Source organism: Crocosphaera chwakensis CCY0110 (genome assembly GCF_000169335.1).
Lineage (GTDB): Bacteria > Cyanobacteriota > Cyanobacteriia > Cyanobacteriales > Microcystaceae > Crocosphaera > Crocosphaera chwakensis.
The window spans coordinates 20,206-38,250 of sequence record NZ_AAXW01000027.1; the positions used below are offsets into that span (position 1 = coordinate 20,206).

Genomic DNA, 18,045 nt, shown 5'->3' on the forward strand with positions numbered 1-18,045 from the left:
TTTCTTTCTTAATGGTTTCTTTTCATCTCCCCAAAATTTAGAAAACACCTGTGACACCAACTATTAACCCAAAGCGCAGGAAACTGAAACCTTGCGCCACAATTAGGACATTCCGACAACAATGTTAACCCATGCTTTGAGCAAAACTGAGTCGTCTTCAACTAGCCACCCAATCTTGTGACACCTTTCCTCATCATAACAAGCTGCACATAAGCGAATGGGTCGATGCTTCATTCCCACACCTTTCGGGGGAAACATTTGCCATAACCTTTCCACTTCCACCTGCACCACCTCAGACAATGCTGTTAACTCTTCCTCAGTCGGTGCAGGAATAAAACGAAACTTCTCCCAACGAGCGATCGCACCCCCTAACCCCGTTAACTTTCCCATCATCGTCACCGTTAATTCATTTTCTCGCCGAAACCGTCCTAAAAAATGACTGATACTTTCCCCTGCTAACGGTTGCACCAAAAACCACCAAGGTTGAATCTCTTTGCTTTCCATTATCGGTACTCCTCTGTCACTTCCTTCAAGGTTTCTAAATCAATCTTCTGTAACCCCTTTTTCAAGGCTCTAATCGCAGATTCCCGTAGAATCATATCTAATAAGCCAAGATAACCCCCCGTTGCTTGTCCGAGAATCTTTAACATCCGTTTACTACTTAAATTGGAAGCTACAGGCAACTTTAATACTTGACGTTCCCAAATATCCACCGTTTGACTAAACTCATCCCCTGCTAACTTACCAAAACGATGACAAGCCCGAAAACGATTATAAACCTGCTCATCTCGTTTAATTACCGCATCTAAACGATCAGTTCCCACCAATACGACCGCAATATTTAACTTATCGAAAATATCCCTCACCTCTGCAAACGTCTTTGGTTTCAACCTATCCGCTTCATCAATAATCAGCATTTCCACCCCACACCGTTGCAACACTTTAAACGTCCGTTGACGAATTTCTGCGACGGTTCCCTTAGTCATTTGATACTTTAAATGCTCGATAATTGCCCCAAATAAGTCTTTAGCACCGCATTCTTGGGTAACTTGAATATAAACTACTGGGACAATAGGCGGTTTACCAGGGGTTTGAATGGGTTTGTGTCTCAAACGATAAGCATTACAAGCAATGGTTTTTCCGGTACGAGACTCCCCCACCACCCGACAAGATTGTTTTGCCTGACGCTTTCCTTCTAACCAATTATGCAATGCTTCTACATGAGAAAGCGTAACAACGGTTTTTCGGTTTAATCGTTGAATTTCCGCCTGTAACTTCTCTGAGGTTAATTTAATATCCCCTAACTGTTGGGCAACCGCTTGTGCTTCTTGAATGGTCATAATTTAAAACCCATAATCCTCTTGTAACGTTTCATAGTCAAATACTTCAACCTGTGAAGTTTCTGAAGAAGAGGAAGATACATCTGTCTCCTCTAATTCTGATTCCACTTGTTCTAAGGGTTTTGAGGTAATTGCTTTCTGCTCTTCCTGATAGCGTTCTTTTTTAGATTTCTTAGCTTTTGGGAAAATTTGGCGATCTGCGTAAGCAGAGCCTTCGGCTGCGCGTATTTCCGATAAGATAGAGCGATTACTGATGGTTTTTCCTGCTTCTCGCACCCGCTTACTACTTGCTTTAGCCTCATCTAACGACATTTGTTCTGTCTCCAAATCTATTGCATAAGCACGAGTTAAGAAAACCTCCTGATTGCTTTCTTGTTGATACGCAAGAACAGTGGTAACATCTCTAGGATCAAAACGTAAAATGACACTTTCTCCTGCATAACCTGCCAGATTTTCTCCTCGATACATCAAATTTTCAAATTGAAGATAGCCTCCACGTTGTACCTTGCGTCGGGTTTGTTTCATCAAGCAAATATCCAATTCTCTTTCTGAAATAACATCAGGACTCGCTATTAACCCTGACTCCCAGCGTTGAAAACGAGTTTGGTCGCCCATCCTGGCATCTATTCGCTGGTTATAGTTATCCACGATATACCGAACTAACTTCTGCTCTAATTGACGTAAAGTTAGACAAGCTTCCTTTTCAGCATCCTCTGGTCGTTCCTGTACGTTTGAACCTGTGTATCCAGGGAGTGTCGAGAAAAACTCTAAATTGAGGGTTTTAAACGGACGTTCTACGATTCCTCCTTCACTGGGACGATCCCTGAAATGACAAACAAACCCCAATTGAACCGAAATCTGCTGAATATGGTGAGAAGAAAAATCTTTACCACTGTCTGTGTAGAAATGCTCTGGTTTTCCGTAAGTTCCCCATTCTTCGCTTAATTGATAATCGGGGGTATAACGTTTGGGTAAAATGGCATGACGTAACGCTAACGCCACTATTTGAGAACTTGGAGCATTAAAACCCAAATTAATACCGATAATGCAACGAGAATAGGTATCAATGACCGTTGTTAACCAAGGACGACCTAAAAGTTCACCATATTGATCAACCAAGAGGATATCCGCAAGAGTATGGTCACATTGCCAAACATGGTTACTATATTCAACGGATAAATCCTGTCCAGCACGAGTTTTAACCGATAATTGAGAGCCTCGCCATCCTGGACTTCTAATGCTTTTCTTTTTCTCCTGTTTTTCAATCAAAGGCTGTAAAATTCGATAGACCGTCATGTGAGAAGGTGGATTAATACCTAATTCTTCGGCTTTAGCCTTGGCTTTCAGATAAACTTGCTTACGAGTCACCCGACGGCTCCCTTTATTCCCATTTTTATAGGTTTTAATAATAAATTCCTGTAATTGCTCCTCAATACGAAAACTTCCCTTATCTGAACGATCAGTGGCTGCGATCGCTTGTAATCCTTTTTCCTCCCATTTTTTGACTAACCGTTGTACTGTTCGTTTCGATTTACCCAGTTTCTCGGCTGCTTCTTGGAGTCGTTGACCATAAGTTTTGCGATCGCAAGGTTTAAGTAAAGTTTGAATAACCTCAAGCTTTAATTGTGCTTCATCAGATAACTCAGAGGGGATAACATTATTTTCTTTCTCTAAGGGATTATTAACTGATGATGTAGAGGGTGGTGAGTTTGCATTTTTCATAATGAACAACAATGTCTGATTATTACATAATTGTTTATTTAATATGAGTGTATCACAATCCTTGAAGTTTGGAGACAATTAATTTGTTAATATTGCTTCAGTCCATAAAAAAAGTGCCATTCGGGTAAATGACAGTCAATTTGTTAATAAGATGAATAATGACTTTTATAAAAGATTGATGTTATGATCAGTCTATAACGTAGATTATATAAAAGTTTGAAGGTTAAAAGTTTTGACGACACTATTTTGTTAAGACGACAAACAATTAGTTACTGTACACCTATCAATGTAATTGAGGACGTACCAAAAGAATGGGTTTTTCAAGTCAAATATCATGATGGTTTTCAGCTTGGATGGAAGAAAGCACGTGATGAAGTTGTTGCGGATTTAAAAAAGGAATTAGACAAAATTGTTAATAAACATAAAGTCCCATGTCATACCTATATTATGATTACGAACGTTCCTTTGACTGGGGTAAGAAATATTGGTACTCGTGACAAAATAACAAAAGTTACTGAACAATGGAAACAGCATATTCCAGAAATTCATGTGTGGGGTGCGGCCGATATATCTTGTATGCTTGATGCCAACCAAGATGTTCGTACTTCTTATTTAGATTCTATTTTGCCAGGTGATATATTTAAAGCTCTTTATCAAAATATAAATTACACCAATGAACGCAGAGAAAGTTCTTTTAAAACATATCTTCAACATGTTTTAGACTGTGAAAAGTCAGCAAAGGCGCAAGACGCAGGAGATGAACAAAACTTACCACTATCAGAAGTATTTATCGACTTTACGTTATCAAAACTACATTCTCAAACTTACCAAGAAAGTGTACCATTCGCAAACATAAACCCAAATCAAAATGATTCTGACATTGAGTTATTTCCAGACTATAAATCTTCTTTCAACCCTAATGATTGGTCAAAAGTTAGAGCCTCTAATGCTTTATTCTTTTTAGACTCTGAATTTGTGTTGCTTTTAGGTGGTCCGGGTTTAGGAAAAAGTACCCTTACTCAGTTTTTATCTTTGTATCAAGCTGCGCGTGTTATTCAACCTGATTTGGCTTTATCTTTGGCAAAAAGATTGAAACTTCCTCAAGAAATAAAGACAGAAAATTTAGACTCTTATGTTAGTCTCTTTTTTCCGTTTCGCATTGAATTACGACGTTATGCAAAATGGATGAGTGAGCAGTTTAATAATGATGGTGAAACTCATTTAGCTCTTTATATTGTTAAAAAATTAATTAATGAAAATACTTCTTCTCGTCTTGAGATGGACGATATTTTTGGATTAGCATCAACTAATCCAATCTTATTAATTCTTGATGGTTTAGATGAAGTTCCCAATCCAGAAACTAGACAAAAAATCATAGAAAATTTAAGAGTTTTTGTCAATCGTGTTAACGCAGAAAATGGAAAGTTACAAGTCATATTATCTAGTCGTCCCAATGGTTACTCTGGTGAATGTAGTGAATTTGAGCCTGTTACTTGGAAATTAAATGACCTTGAAAGAACAGAGTTTGATGAATATTGTGATCAATGGCTAAAACAAAGGATTCCTTCTGCTGAAGAACAACGTGAAGCAAAAGAAAAAATCGAAGGTGCAATGGAATCTGAAGCAGTACAAAGATTAGCTCAATCATTACTACAAGCAACTGTTATTTTAACAATTGTTCGTCGTAAGGTTCAGATTCCCCATGAAAAACACTTGCTTTATAAAACCTATGTTGATGTAATTTTTGCTAGGGAAAAAGATAAAACACCACTTGTCAATAAATGGACAAATGAGTTATTAAAACTGCATGAAAGAGTTGGATTTGAACTACATTGCAAAATGGAAAATCCCCAAATACAAGCTCTTAATAATGATGATTTTCGTGGTTATATTTATGATATTTTAGGAGACTGTCCTGGTGAAATTTTTGAAGGCTCAACTTTAAACAAGACTACGGATGAAATCATTGAAATGGCCACAGATCGTCTTTGTTTATTAGCTGGCACAGGAGAAAATCAAGGTCAAATCGATTTCCTTTTACAACAATACCGAGAATATTTTGCAGCATCTTATTTAACAAATCATCCTGATGCAGATCCAGACCTTGTTTTTTCTACATTAATCAAACGAGGTGCTTATTGGTTTTATGTCCTTCAATTTTACGTTGCTCAAGCTCAACCTAATCAACAAAAAAGTTGGCTTCGTGATGTTCAAGATCGAGAGGAAATTATTGACCAAACTACAGCATCTAGAGCTATTCTTAATGTATTACCTGAATTTAATTTTTCAAGACAAAAAGACCTTGAACTTGCTTTACGAGTCATTTTTGATAAAACAATTAGATGGACATGGCTGGAACAAGAATCAATAATTGATATTTTACAGGTTACTCGTTTTGGTTCTGCTCTTTCTTACATCTGGAAATGGCTCAACGATCTTTCAGAAAAAGATGAAGGGAATTTAGAATCTGAACTTTGGCTTTTGGCTAAAATCTATCACCTTAATCCTAAGTTTGTGCAAGTTAAAGAATTTGAAACTAAAATTCAAGAACTACTGCAAGAAGAACAAACAAAACAAATTGCTATGTTGACATCTCTGAATAATGATTTGGGGATTAATATAGCCTCCTGTCACTTATTAGATTTTAAATTAGTATTTGATAAATTTAATTATAAAATAATATTTGGAAATAAAAAAAATAACCAATTAGATGATTTGATATCTTCTCAGACTTTTGAAAAACTGTGTGAACTTCTATTGTGTTTCTTGCCCTTACAAGTTATTAAAAAATATAGTTCTTTTATTAGTAGATCAGAATTATGCTTTGGGGGAAATTCTGTAAAACTAAAAATAAAGAATTATTTAACTGGCGATTTTTTCAGACTTTATGATTTACTTAGCTCATATGTAAATTCAGATAACATAGAAAAAAACAATATATATATTAATTATTTCCTAAGTTTGATAGTAACTACAAATGATGTAACCAATAGTGAGCTTGATCAAAAAGTGAGATACTTAGAAAGAAAGATTGCTAATAGTTACCGCTTAATACCTTTCTGGAAGTCAAATAATTTGTTGGGTCCTGATATTACGGCTTTTAATTCCATCGATAATTGGTGCTTGTTCAGACAAACTCTTACGGCATTATGGAAAGACGATCAAGAGTGGTTTACTAATAGTATAGATTTTGATAATTCACCTCATCTGTGGACTAGCTTATTTTTTCATCCCAATCACTGGCCACTACTCATAGAAGAAGAATTGATTACAGAAGAGGATTATCAACAACTTTTAGAGTCTTCCATAGCTAATCTTCTCAAAATACCGACAAAACCTATTGATCTATTTCAAGGTTGGACTATTTCGCATCATGGCACTATCCCACTGATAAAAATATTAGACATCTCCAAAAATCTATAACCTAGTTACAGCAATAGAAACAGGTGTATTGGACTCGAAGTAAAAAATTGTCCTGAAAACGAATTAATAAGGATTTGAAGAGACTAAATCTAATTTAGACATAAAACTATGGTTCATTCTAACGTCAATTATTTCTCCAGATGTACAGGATTTTATTACTTCTAAAATTAGGGAACTAATTCTCAAGCGGACTAATCCGCAAACTGTTAATAAAACCGATTTATATCTATTTTTGTGTAAGCGAAATCTCTCCTCTCTTGAACTACTTTAAATACTTTGACTATTCTAATTAAATGCTCTACAAAAATTCGATTAGATGATAAAGCTTTATTTTCTTCTATTTGATTTTCTGTTAATTCTCCATTTTTCGCTCTTTTATGCGGAGTCGTAATTTGAGTTTCTCCAATGTAGGCTTTGTCCCCACTAAAAGTTTGATTTATCTTAAATTTATTTAAAGTTTGCCTACATATTTTTATGTCACTTATTGGTCCAGGTTTTCCAATAACTACATCAACAATATCCTCAGCTTTTGGTAATACAATAAACTGACTTTTAAGAGTATGTCTTTTTTGCTTTCCTGAAAAGTATCTTTTTTGCTCTTGGTAGTTTAAAGGTCTTTCAATAGGCTGTTCTGCACTATCTACAATCAATTCATAATCTTTTAATTGTTCAATCACAAGTTTTTCTTCGTCTTGGGACTTTTTTACTTGTTCTAACAAACTTGGAGGTAACTCTCCCTCAAAAAGTTTTTGCCAATATGTAAAAATATTATGAGCCGTTGATTCACTCACTTGGAAGACAAGTCCTAAGAATTGAAAGCTTACATTATGACGAAGATAAATTAACATGAGAATTATTTGTTCTTCTTCTGATAATTTAGGATGATTTCCACTTCCTGATTGATTAATTCGGGTTTTTGTTTTTTCAATTTTTTCTTTATTGTTCTGATTGAGAAGCTTTCCTAGAGCGATTAGTTGTTTGAGTTGTTGATAGTCGATTCCTAATAATCTTTTTGTTTGTTTAGAATATTTTTGAATATAAGCCCAAGTATAACTTTTCATGTCCTCTTTTAGAAATTTATTATGTATTTAATTATACTATTTTTTTGATTTTATTAAATTATGGAGATGTCTATTGAATGTTGCTTTGAAAGTTGCAGAAAATGATGGAATTGAATATTTAGGAAATGCTGAAGGTTTAGAGGCTATTTTGCGGATGGCTACAATAGAATAAGTTACACAAGAAACAACTGAATCTATTTTATCTAAAGTCATAAATCTATCATCACTTACCCCTATTTGGGCAGGTGCATTTTTATTCTTGACAAAACTGAGCTTGTTAATGAACTTTTAACTAAAGATCATCAAAGTGCATTGCCATTAGTTGCAATCATTATATGTTGTGATGTATCAATTGATAAGGATACTCAAAGTAAGTTACATCAACGTTTACTGAAAGAATTTGATAATTATCTAGATAATGATAATATTATTGATGTTTTTTTTCACACTTTGCTGAGTTTACCGTTTAGGATTGAAGAATGCTTATTGTGGCAACGTCCTGAGATTATTAAAAAAATTGAAAAACTACCTTACCGCTTTTTGAATGAACTTTGTCAGCGTTTCTTAAAAATCAGCAATATGATAAATCAACTGGATTGTAAAAAATTGCGAGAGCATTTTATGATCTTTATTGACAACAGGAATAATTATCCTTCTAAATTAGTTGTATCTGCATTGGAAGTAATTATAAAAATAGATTATAGATGAAGCGAAGCGTTCCGAACTAAAAGATCAAGATTGGCAAAGACCTGATGATTAATTTAATATAATTCATTTACAAGCGGTAGAAAAGGCAGATATTTTTACTAATCGAGTGATTTACTATCTTAAGGATGAGGATGATAGTACCATTACACGCTGGTTAATGTCCCTCTTTCAATCCCCGTAATATAAATTAGCCTTTTTTGCCATTGATGTCAGTAATAAGTTAATAAGTTAGGTAGGTATTCTTGTGTTTATACAATAGTAGTGTCATTTTGCAGCATGAGGTCAATTATGGTTCAAGCTCCTTCTCAACCCTTATGGCTTCAACTTCCCCATCAGCTTGCTCTACAGGTTACGCCAGAACAGTTTGCCGCTTTAGCCGCAGCGAATCGCGAGCTACATCTAGAACGCACCGCAACAGGAGAATTAATTGTGAACCCACCCACAGGCGGTAATACTGGAAAACGTAATTGGAATATTGCCGGAGAACTATATCTATGGTGGCGCAATGCCCAAGAACAGGGGGAAGCCTTTGACTCTTCTACTGGTTTCGAGTTACCCAATGGAGCCAACCGTTCCCCTGATGCAGCATGGGTTAGTCAAACCCGTTGGGATGCTCTCACTCCAGAGCAACAAGATAGCTTCATCCCTTTGTGTCCCGATTTTGTCGTAGAGTTGCGTTCCAAAAACGATACCCTTAAGGATTTGCGAGCCAAAATGGAAGAATATCGAGAGAATGGGGCTAAGTTAGGCTGGCTCATTGACCCAAAAAATAAACGAGTGGAAATATACCGTCCGGGGCAAGCAGTAGAGGTGCTAGAAAATCCCAATCATTTATCTGGGGAAACAGTGTTATCGGGGTTTAGCCTCAGTCTCAAGCGGATTTGGGCTTAAGTTTGTTGTCATTCTTCTGTTTGTACAATAGTAATGTTATCTTGCAGCATGAGGTCAATCATGGTTCAAGCTCCTCTCAAACCCTTATGGCTTCAACTTCCCCATCAGCTTGCTCTACAGGTTACGCCAGAACAGTTTGCCGCTTTAGCAGCCGCGAACCGTGAGCTACATCTAGAACGCACTGCAACAGGAGAATTAATTGTGAACCCACCCACAGGCGGTAATACTGGCCATCGTAACCTTAGCATCACAGGACAACTTAGTGTTTGGTTTGAAGCTAATGATACCCTTGGCAGAGCCTTCGACTCGTCTACTGGTTTCGAGTTACCCAATGGAGCCAACCGTTCCCCTGATGCAGCATGGGTTAGTCAAACCCGTTGGGATGCTCTTACTCCAGAGCAACAGGATAGCTTCATTCCCTTGTGTCCCGACTTTGTCGTAGAATTACGTTCTAAAAACGATACCCTTAAAGATTTGCGAGCCAAGATGGAAGAATATAGAGAAAATGGGGCAAAGTTAGGCTGGCTTATTGACCCGAAACATAAACGAGTCGAGATATACCGTCCGGGACAAGCAGTAGAGGTGTTGGAAAATCCCAGTCATTTATCTGGGGAAACAGTGTTACCAAGGTTTAGCCTTAGCCTAAAGCGGATTTGGGCATAAAACACCAATAAAGTTTTGTTGCAAAGATATAAAATTTTTAACTTTTGAATAACTCAGCTTAAGTTTATAACGATGAATCAACCTACCTTAACGCCCATATTAACCGATACTTGGATAAAAACAACTTGGGAAAACTATCTTAAATTAACCCAAGATTCTCACTATGAAAATGCAATCTTTTACTATGATCAAGGATGGATGAAAATCGAAATGTCACCCATTGGAATTGCACACGCCAGGGATAATTCAATTCTCTCAACAGTTATTATAATCTATGCTGCTCTAAATAACATTCCCATCAAAGAACTGACAAATTGTAGTTATCAAAAAACAGGCATTAGAGAAGTGCAACCTGATATCAGTTATTATGTTGGAGAAAATCTTCCTAACCTTCCTCGTAATAACTCTCCTATTAATCTCGATGAAGTTGTATCTCCTACCCTTATTATCGAAATTGGTTCATCTTCTTATTTAGATGATATCGGCAAAAAACGCCTATTATACGAGCAATTAGAAATCAAAGAATATTGGGTGGTTGATGTGGCAGAAAGTACAGTTATTGCCTTTACGATGGAAAATCAAGGAAGTTATCAAATTAGAGAATCTCAAGTATTAGTAGGGTTATCCATTGCATTAGTAGAAGAAGCTTTAAAGCGTTCTAAAATTGAGGATGATAATACCATTACACGCTGGTTAATGTCTACTTTTCAAGCCTTATAACTTATCATAATATGAAATAAGAAACCTTTCCTTTTTGATAGGTTTTGATAATAAATTCTTGTAATTGCTCCTCAATACGAAAATTACCTTTATCTGAAGGATTAGTTGGGGCGATCGCTTCCAATCCTTCTTTCTCCCATTTTTTGACTAACCGTTGTACTGTCCGTTTCGATTTACCTAGTTTATCGGCTGCTTCAATGTCTGATTATTACATAATTGTTTATTTAATATAAGTGTATGGTAATACTTGAAGTTTGGAGACAATTAATTTGTTAATATTGCTTCAGTCCATAAAAAAGTGCCATTCGGGTAAATGACACTTCATCTTTTAACTTTTTGGAAAATGACAGTCAATTTGTTAATAGGATGAGTAATGACTTTTATGAAAAATTGATGTTATGATCAGTCTATTAAGTTCATCATATAAAGGTTTCAGACTTAAATATTTTCGACGATACTATTTTTTAAAGACGACAGATAATTAGTTACTGTACACTTATTATGGCAAAGTTATGCTTCCTCTAACTAATGGCAAAATTATGGTTCCAGTCACACAAAGTTATGGATAAAGTTACACAAGGAATCAAGAAAAAATGAAATTAATAAAAATAGCAAATTATTGGATTTTTATTTTGATAGGGTTGATAGAAATTAATCACGTCGATCCTATTTTAAGTCAGTCCATTATTCCGGCCAATGATGGTACTGGAACCATTGTTAATCAAGAAGGAAATCAATTTAATATTGAAGGGGGAAGTCTATCAGGAGATGGAACCAATCTGTTCCATAGTTTAGAAAAATTTGGACTGAATAAAGAGCAAATTGCTAACTTTTTAGCTAATCCTCAAATTCGTAATATTTTAACCCGAATAGTTGGGGGTGATGCTTCAATTATTAATGGTCTTATCACCATAACTGGTGGCAACCCTAACCTATTTTTAATGAATCCTGCGGGGATTGTTTTTGGACCAAATATTCAGCTTAATTTGCCGGCTGATTTTACTGCCACAACTGCTACAGGGATCGGATTTAATCACAATAATTGGTTTAATGCTATAGGAACCAATAATTATCAATGGTTAATCGGTGATCCGTCTCAATTTGCTTTTGATTTAACGCAGTCTGGTAATATTATCAATACAGGTAATTTAACCGTTGCAGAGGGACATAACCTCACCCTAATGGGAGAAACCATTATTAATACAGGAACCCTAAAAGCACCAGGGGGAAATATTACCATTGCAGCGATTCCTGGAACCAACCGCATTAGAATTTCTCAACCTGGAAGTCTCATCAGTTTAGAAATTACTGCACCTAGGGAAACGAATGCGGAATTATTAAACATTAAACCCCAAGATTTACCGACTTTGCTCACAGAAGGCAGTCAAACCTTAGACTTAAATATTCGTACTAATAACGATCAAACCATTCAATTAACCCAAGAAAACGTTAACATTCCTAGCACATCGGGAACCCTGATAACATCAGGAACCTTAGACACCTCTTCTCCTACTGGAGTTGGGGGTAACGTCACCTTGATCGGCGATCGCATTGCGACTATAGATGCTCAAATTGATGCGTCAGGGAACATCGGAGGGGGAACGATCAGAGTTGGGGGAGATTATCGAGGACAAGAGACGATTCCTACCGCTCAACGTACCCTAATTAACTCAGGTTCAAACCTTCGCAGCGATAGTATTAATTGGGGTAATGGGGGTCAAGTCACGGTTTGGTCAGAAGAGATCACAGGATTTTATGGAAATATTAGCACTCAAGGGGGCAATGTTTCAGGAAATGGGGGGTTAGTAGAAGTTTCGGGGAAACAACAGCTAATTTTTCGAGGAACCGTCGACACCAGTGCCATTAGTGGCGAGTTTGGTACTCTGTTATTAGATCCTCTCAATATTGTTATTAAAGACGGTGAGGGGGATAGTGGAACCGATGGGATAGATACCTTTGCTGGAAATAATAACGGTCAAATTGGACAAATTTTAAGGGATGACGGCCCCAATAATACGATGATTTTTGAGTCAGAATTAGAAGGGTTATCAGGGGATACAAATATAATCCTTGAAGCTGAAAACAATATCACCATTGAAAATTTATCGGATAATGCTTTAACCTTTCAACCTGGTTCAGGAAGTATTATTTTTCGAGCGAATACAGATGCATTTGCTTTAGGCAGTTTCAGCATGAGTCCTGATGATGCCATTATTGCTCCAGGACGAGACTTATCCATTGAACGACTGGGAACTGGTTGTCTTCAGATGAACAGTTGTCAGATTATTTTGGGTAACATTGACACTTCTTTTGCCGAAGGTGGTGGTTCAGTTACTATCAGGGCCCAAGGCAATACGGATAATAATGTTCCTATTATCGAAGTCGAAAGTATTAATACTTCATCTACCAATGGCAGTGGAGGGATGATTAATCTTGAAACCTTAGCTACCAATGGACAGATAAAAGGAGAGGTGATCATTAGTGGTATTCCTTTTGAACCCAATCAAATCGATCAGTTAACTCCAGATATTATTAATAACGCAGGAACCGATAGTAATTCGACCACCACGATTAATGGGGTGACAATTCAGGTTGTAACTCCAGAACCTCCCGTAACTCCAGAACCTCCCGTAACTCCAGAACCTCCCGTAACTCCAGAACCTCCCGTAACTCCAGAACCTCCCGTAACTCCAGAACCTCCTGTAACCTCAGAACCTCCCGTAACTCCAGAACCTCCTGTAACCTCAGAACCTCCCGTAATTCCAGAACCTCCTGTAACTCCAGAACCTCCCGTAACCTCAGAACCTCCCGTCACTCCTCAATCATCAATGGTTAGAGAAGTTAGAGATTCAGAACCTCCTGGGGTAGAATTGGTCGTTAACTTAAATAATGCTTACACTGAAACCTCAGAGGTAGGACAATCTCCCAATGTTAATGCTTCGGCTACCAACTTAGACAGCGATCGCGCTATGCTGAGAAATATTGAGCAAGGATTTACCATAGAATTTGCTAATCACTTAGGTATTGAATCTGCATCCCCTTTAAATCTCGAACAAACCCAGACTATCCTACAAGAAGGTCAAACCTTAACTGGCTTAAAACCTGGCTTAATTTATATCTTTTTTCGACCTCAATCAATCTCTATTCAAAACCCTGAAAATCAAACTCTCTGGACGTTTCAATCTTCTCCTCAAGCAGCAGAATCTCAACAACGAAACAATCAAACCTCTCCAGAGGATCAATTAGAATTGATGTTAGTGACAGCATCAGGTAAAGTCATTCGCAAACCCATAATGGGGGTAACCCGTCAGCAAGTTCTCTCAACCGTTGCTCAATTTCAAAGCACCATTACTAATCCTCGCCGTCCCAGTGCTTATCGTCAACCGGCGCAACAATTGTATCAATGGTTTATCCAACCCCTCAAAGCAGCATTAAACACAGCTAATATTGACACGCTTGTTTTTATTGTAGAGGGAGGGTTACGTTCTGTTCCTATGTCCGCACTTTATGATGGTTCAGAATTTTTAATCGAACAATACAATATGGGTATGATGCCTAGTTTAGTTTTGAGTGATACTCGCTATCAAGATATGACTGAGCAGCGAGTTTTAGCGATGGGTGCATCAGAATTTAGCAAACAAAATCCCTTACCGGCGGTTCCTTTAGAGTTATCGGTAATTGCCGATCGCTTATGGCAAGGGAACTCATTTCTCAATGAAAATTTTACGCTTCAACAGTTACAACAAGCTCATCAATCGGGAAAATTTGGGATTATTCATTTAGCCACCCATGCTAATTTTGAAACCGGAACATTAGGCAATTCTTATATTCAATTTTGGCAAGATCAACTGACCTTAGATCAGTTAAAAGAATTTAATTTTGGCGATCCACAAATTGAATTGCTGGTGTTAAGTGCTTGTCGTACCGCTTTAGGCGATCGAGAAGCAGAATTAGGTTTCGCTGGTGCTGCGGTTTTGGCGAAGGTTAAAACAGTATTAGGGAGTCTTTGGGAAGTGAGCGACGAGGGAACCCTTGCATTAATGACTCGTTTTTATGAACAATTAAATCAAATTCCCCTGAAAACTAAAGCTATACGCGAAGCACAGTTAAGTTTATTAAAAGGAGATGTTTACTTAGAAAATGGGCAATTAGTAACCCCTGATAATCGTCTCCCTTTACCTCCCCCATTAGCAGCATTAAAGAATCAGTCGTTACAACATCCTTATTTTTGGAGTGGATTTACTTTAATCGGTAGTCCTTGGTAAGATTATCAATTTTCTATTTAAGTTCTGTACTATTGCCAAAACAAGTCCACGGTCCTATTCCTTCAGGTCTGATAGGGCGAATATCATCAATATTGTCTTCTGTATGATTATTTCCTCGACAAACAACGGTGTTAAAGGTATTGGTACCAGCCATGTATCGAACACCTGCTGTATAGTTTTTTAGGCTATCAGTATATTCAGTCAAAGCAGCTGCACCGTATTTAGCTCTAACTTCATCCATTGGTGGAAGGTGAATATCTCGATAAGAATAATAGTTTGAGGTTATAGGAACTTCTAATTGAGAGGGTTGTATAACTGTTCTGCCTACAGTTTCCCCAATTAATGCAAAGGTTCCGTATTCATAACGGTAAGCAATTTGAGCGCGGTTAATAGCCCCCAATGTGGTAATTGCTTCTGTTTCACGAGAACGAGCCACTTGACCTACTAAACTCGGTATTGCTATAGCAGCTAGTACACCTACGATAATCAGAGTAATTAATAATTCTAGTAAGGTAAATCCTTGTGAATTAGATTTATCACTCAATAATCTGAATATTAGTTTTGAATCTTGGGAAATCATAATCTATTACTGAAGAGTTCAGTGAATCAACATACAGCAGTTTTCGACTTAGTATGGTAAGAGAAGTTAAAGCTTGATGGAGAGGGCAGGAGGCGGGTGTCAGACGTACTTTAATTACTTGCAAAGTGCTGTAAAGCAAAGATACCCAGATGGAATAGTTTTGATATCATCTACTTCATCAATAGTTAGTTTTTGGTGGAGGAGCTTGTCTAGGAGAAGAAATCAATTAGTGCAATCCCATCCGTAAAAGTAAGTTTTCTCAGAGTTGATAAAGATAATGAAAAAACAAAAATGAACTCAAAATTCTTCTTCTGATAATTTACACGATAGCTCAAATATCTACGAACAGTCTCTAAAATTACTTTGTATTTGATAAAGGTGGTAGAGAATCTAGCTCTAAAGAAATTTCATAACTGCTTTTGACTGTTATGGTATTTTTCCAAGGAGGATACCAATAGGTTTCTTGGATGACAGCTTTGGTGGTTGACCAGTGAAATTTTACCAAGCTCAGATTATTTCGCCCAACCACTTCTAAACCTTCTTGCAACCAGCGATTGCGCCATATCCAAAACAAGAAATAGGTTATAAGTTTTGACACTAGGTTAGTCGACTGGTCTGGTGAATGTCTAGGGACTTTTCGCCAAGCTAATGATTGTGAGGGTTGTCGTTGACACCATTGAATGCGGTATTGCCAATCTGGAAGAAGCTTTTGGTAGTCTAAATAGTCTGATTGAGTTATTTTTTGCAGTTTAAAAGGTTGGTTCCATCCGAAAAACCGTTCAGTTTTTTCAGGAAATAAGGATTTAATTTTAGTATGTGCTAAGCGTGTTGCTAATTCTGAATTTTTAATTGCGCTTGAGGTTAACTGAACTAAAACAGACGTTTCCAAAGAGTCGTGAAACCAATGAGTTAGACGGACAGCACAACTATAGTGAATATCTCCTGAAAGAATAATAACGCGCTTTCGCTCTTGACAAAGCGCAAGTAATAATTGAGCAAAGGCTTCTTGATGAAAGTTCCATGAATCCCCCACATCGTTACTAAAAACATGAGCGCGATTGAATTTAAGCTGCTGAATGCGATCAATAATGCCTAAAGTGACTAAATTAGTTGGTAAAACAACAATCGTCGCTTCAATTTCCGGCTTAATCTGTGCTAAAGGAACTTGTAATTGCTGTTTAAACGCCTTTGGACAAAGTAGCATTGGTGGTTGAAGTCCATTATTCTCTCCAGGGGGATAACCACGCCAAGTACGAGTATCAACAACAATAACTTCGTGTTTATCGCTGCTAATGCTATAGTGCCAAGGAATAGCCTGACTGTCTCGTGACAAGATCAAAACATCTTCGTCTTTTTCCAGCTTAGGCAATCGTGTCGTTTGCTCAGTCTCTGGAATTCCTAGATAGCGATCGCATTCTGCCTTAGCTAAGGTATCTTTCCCTTGAGACATTAGCCATCTCGAAGCCGTTTTTAATAATTTTTCTCCCGAAGTCCCCGACTCAAACTGTTCTGGTGTATTTCCCCAAGCTTGAAACAAAGCATAAGCTAATAAGCCATTTTGTACGATTCTTTTGCCTAAAGGTTTTCCCAAAACGCGATCGCACCATTCACGATTGAGATACCAATCATCGCTGATATCGTGGTCATCACAAATTGTATAGATAGGAACATTGGCTAAAGCTCTTCTCACCTCTGCTAAATCATTGATAAAACTATTTGTATGCTCAATTTCTTGCTCCCATTTTTTGGCTTGTTTCCCATTGTTAAACAAACGGTTCCCAGGGGGTAAGCGATCAGGCATTAAAATAGGCGACCATGCTAGTAAGTAGACTGCTGCATATTCACCGAAACTAAATAAATGACTTTTAGCTTTTTCTGGCTTGTTCTTAACCATTGCTGTCAAACCACCCTCTATTCGAGCCATGTTACTGCGTTGACCTGGCGGTAAGGCAGTAGATAAGATTGTGCCTTGCATTAGCGGTAACGCTTCTGACCAACCCAAAAGTAACTCATTGACTCCCTGTGCTAACCACAACATCGGATCGGCTACGTCATCGCCATAGATTTGGTCGCCTGTAAGAAATAGCTGATGGGGTCTTTCACTGGCCAAATGGGCGGAGTTTTGAATGATATTATCTAAACAAGATAAAGTATCTTTGCCCCCGCCATGAGGTTTACGGCAAGAACCATGAACTATTTTAAGTTGATTTAAGTTGTCTGGTGATAAAGCAAAGGTCGGTAACTGATGAGGAAAGTAACTCAGGCTATAATTACTAACTTGGATATCATCGATTAGATTGTAGCGCGCTGTAGGGTAAGCAGTCGTTTCATCTCCCTTAACATAAATATTGTAGGCATAAATCTCTCCAGGTTGTAGCGGTTTCTCTCCTTTCGTTTGGGCAGTGATAGTAGCTATGTGAAGGTTTTTACCTAAAGCGATCGTTTTACTCTTTCCTGTAAATAGGGGTCTCCCAATGACGGAACCCTGTTTTTTTGTTTCATATATTTCCAACTCAATAGTTCTCGGTTCTTTTAAGGCCAGCCACACTACAACCCTGTCTCGTTCTGTGCGACGTAAAAGTGGACCGGCTAAAATCAAAGGTAGGTTTTTGAGCTTTGGTAAATATTCAAAAACTGATTGTGATAGATTCAATGTTGCAAAGTATTTTAAA

Annotated in this window: 13 protein-coding genes; 6 read left to right on the top strand and 7 right to left on the bottom strand. The window is 37.4% G+C overall.

What is annotated here, in order from left to right; genetic code table 11:
• Window positions 1-102: 102 nt before the first annotated feature.
• From CY0110_RS16360 to CY0110_RS16370, 3 genes are read right to left on the bottom strand one after another with little or no spacing between them, the layout of a single operon-like run.
• Window positions 103-504 (bottom strand): hypothetical protein, encoded by a 402-nt coding sequence (locus CY0110_RS16360; protein WP_008276601.1) that lies wholly within the window; start codon window positions 502-504, stop codon window positions 103-105.
• On the bottom strand, window positions 504-1,340 hold the full coding sequence (locus CY0110_RS16365) for a TniB family NTP-binding protein (RefSeq protein WP_008276602.1): 837 nt from the start codon (window positions 1,338-1,340) through the stop codon (window positions 504-506). Before CY0110_RS16365 ends, CY0110_RS16360 begins: the two co-directional genes overlap by 1 nt.
• A gap of 3 nt (window positions 1,341-1,343) precedes the next feature.
• A complete protein-coding gene (locus CY0110_RS16370) occupies window positions 1,344-3,062 on the bottom strand; it encodes a Mu transposase C-terminal domain-containing protein (protein ID WP_008276603.1) in 1,719 nt (572 codons plus the stop codon).
• Between the two features lie 246 nt (window positions 3,063-3,308).
• Here CY0110_RS16370 and CY0110_RS16375 point away from each other — a divergent pair, with 246 nt between their 5' ends.
• A complete protein-coding gene (locus CY0110_RS16375; protein ID WP_157464589.1) occupies window positions 3,309-6,485 on the top strand; it encodes an NACHT domain-containing protein in 3,177 nt (1,058 codons plus the stop codon).
• A 206-nt stretch (window positions 6,486-6,691) separates the two neighbouring features.
• Here the strand turns inward: CY0110_RS16375 and CY0110_RS16380 are convergent, their stop codons facing one another.
• A complete protein-coding gene (locus CY0110_RS16380; RefSeq protein WP_008276605.1) occupies window positions 6,692-7,546 on the bottom strand; it encodes a transposase family protein in 855 nt (284 codons plus the stop codon).
• Between the two features lie 312 nt (window positions 7,547-7,858).
• Here CY0110_RS16380 and CY0110_RS16385 point away from each other — a divergent pair, with 312 nt between their 5' ends.
• The 4 genes from CY0110_RS16385 to CY0110_RS16400 all read left to right on the top strand — a co-directional run bounded on the left by CY0110_RS16385 (window position 7,859) and on the right by CY0110_RS16400 (window position 10,528).
• The gene (locus CY0110_RS16385; RefSeq protein WP_157464590.1) at window positions 7,859-8,254 is read left to right on the top strand and encodes a hypothetical protein; all 396 of its coding nucleotides are present in this window, start codon (window positions 7,859-7,861) and stop codon (window positions 8,252-8,254) included.
• 288 nt (window positions 8,255-8,542) lie between these two features.
• The gene (locus CY0110_RS16390) at window positions 8,543-9,145 is read left to right on the top strand and encodes a Uma2 family endonuclease (RefSeq protein ID WP_008276608.1); all 603 of its coding nucleotides are present in this window, start codon (window positions 8,543-8,545) and stop codon (window positions 9,143-9,145) included.
• Between the two features lie 60 nt (window positions 9,146-9,205).
• A complete protein-coding gene (locus CY0110_RS16395; RefSeq protein WP_008276609.1) occupies window positions 9,206-9,808 on the top strand; it encodes a Uma2 family endonuclease in 603 nt (200 codons plus the stop codon).
• A gap of 72 nt (window positions 9,809-9,880) precedes the next feature.
• The gene (locus tag CY0110_RS16400; protein ID WP_008276610.1) at window positions 9,881-10,528 is read left to right on the top strand and encodes a Uma2 family endonuclease; all 648 of its coding nucleotides are present in this window, start codon (window positions 9,881-9,883) and stop codon (window positions 10,526-10,528) included.
• Window positions 10,529-10,532: 4 nt separating this feature from the next.
• On the opposite strand, the gene CY0110_RS28675 is transcribed toward CY0110_RS16400, so the two are convergent.
• Window positions 10,533-10,727 carry a helix-turn-helix domain-containing protein gene (locus CY0110_RS28675; protein WP_232285742.1) on the bottom strand — a complete coding sequence of 65 codons (195 nt, stop codon included), beginning with the start codon at window positions 10,725-10,727 and terminating at the stop codon, window positions 10,533-10,535.
• A gap of 394 nt (window positions 10,728-11,121) precedes the next feature.
• On the opposite strand from CY0110_RS28675, the gene CY0110_RS16405 reads away from it, so the two are divergent.
• Window positions 11,122-14,793, top strand: a complete 3,672-nt coding sequence (locus tag CY0110_RS16405; RefSeq protein WP_008276612.1) for a CHAT domain-containing protein — start codon at window positions 11,122-11,124, stop codon at window positions 14,791-14,793.
• A gap of 13 nt (window positions 14,794-14,806) precedes the next feature.
• Here CY0110_RS16405 and CY0110_RS16410 read toward each other — a convergent pair whose 3' ends face one another.
• The gene (locus CY0110_RS16410) at window positions 14,807-15,337 is read right to left on the bottom strand and encodes a type IV pilin-like G/H family protein (RefSeq protein ID WP_269719987.1); all 531 of its coding nucleotides are present in this window, start codon (window positions 15,335-15,337) and stop codon (window positions 14,807-14,809) included.
• Window positions 15,338-15,731: 394 nt separating this feature from the next.
• Window positions 15,732-18,026 (bottom strand): alkaline phosphatase D family protein, encoded by a 2,295-nt coding sequence (locus CY0110_RS16415; RefSeq protein ID WP_008276614.1) that lies wholly within the window; start codon window positions 18,024-18,026, stop codon window positions 15,732-15,734.
• Between the last annotated feature and the right edge of the window lie 19 nt (window positions 18,027-18,045).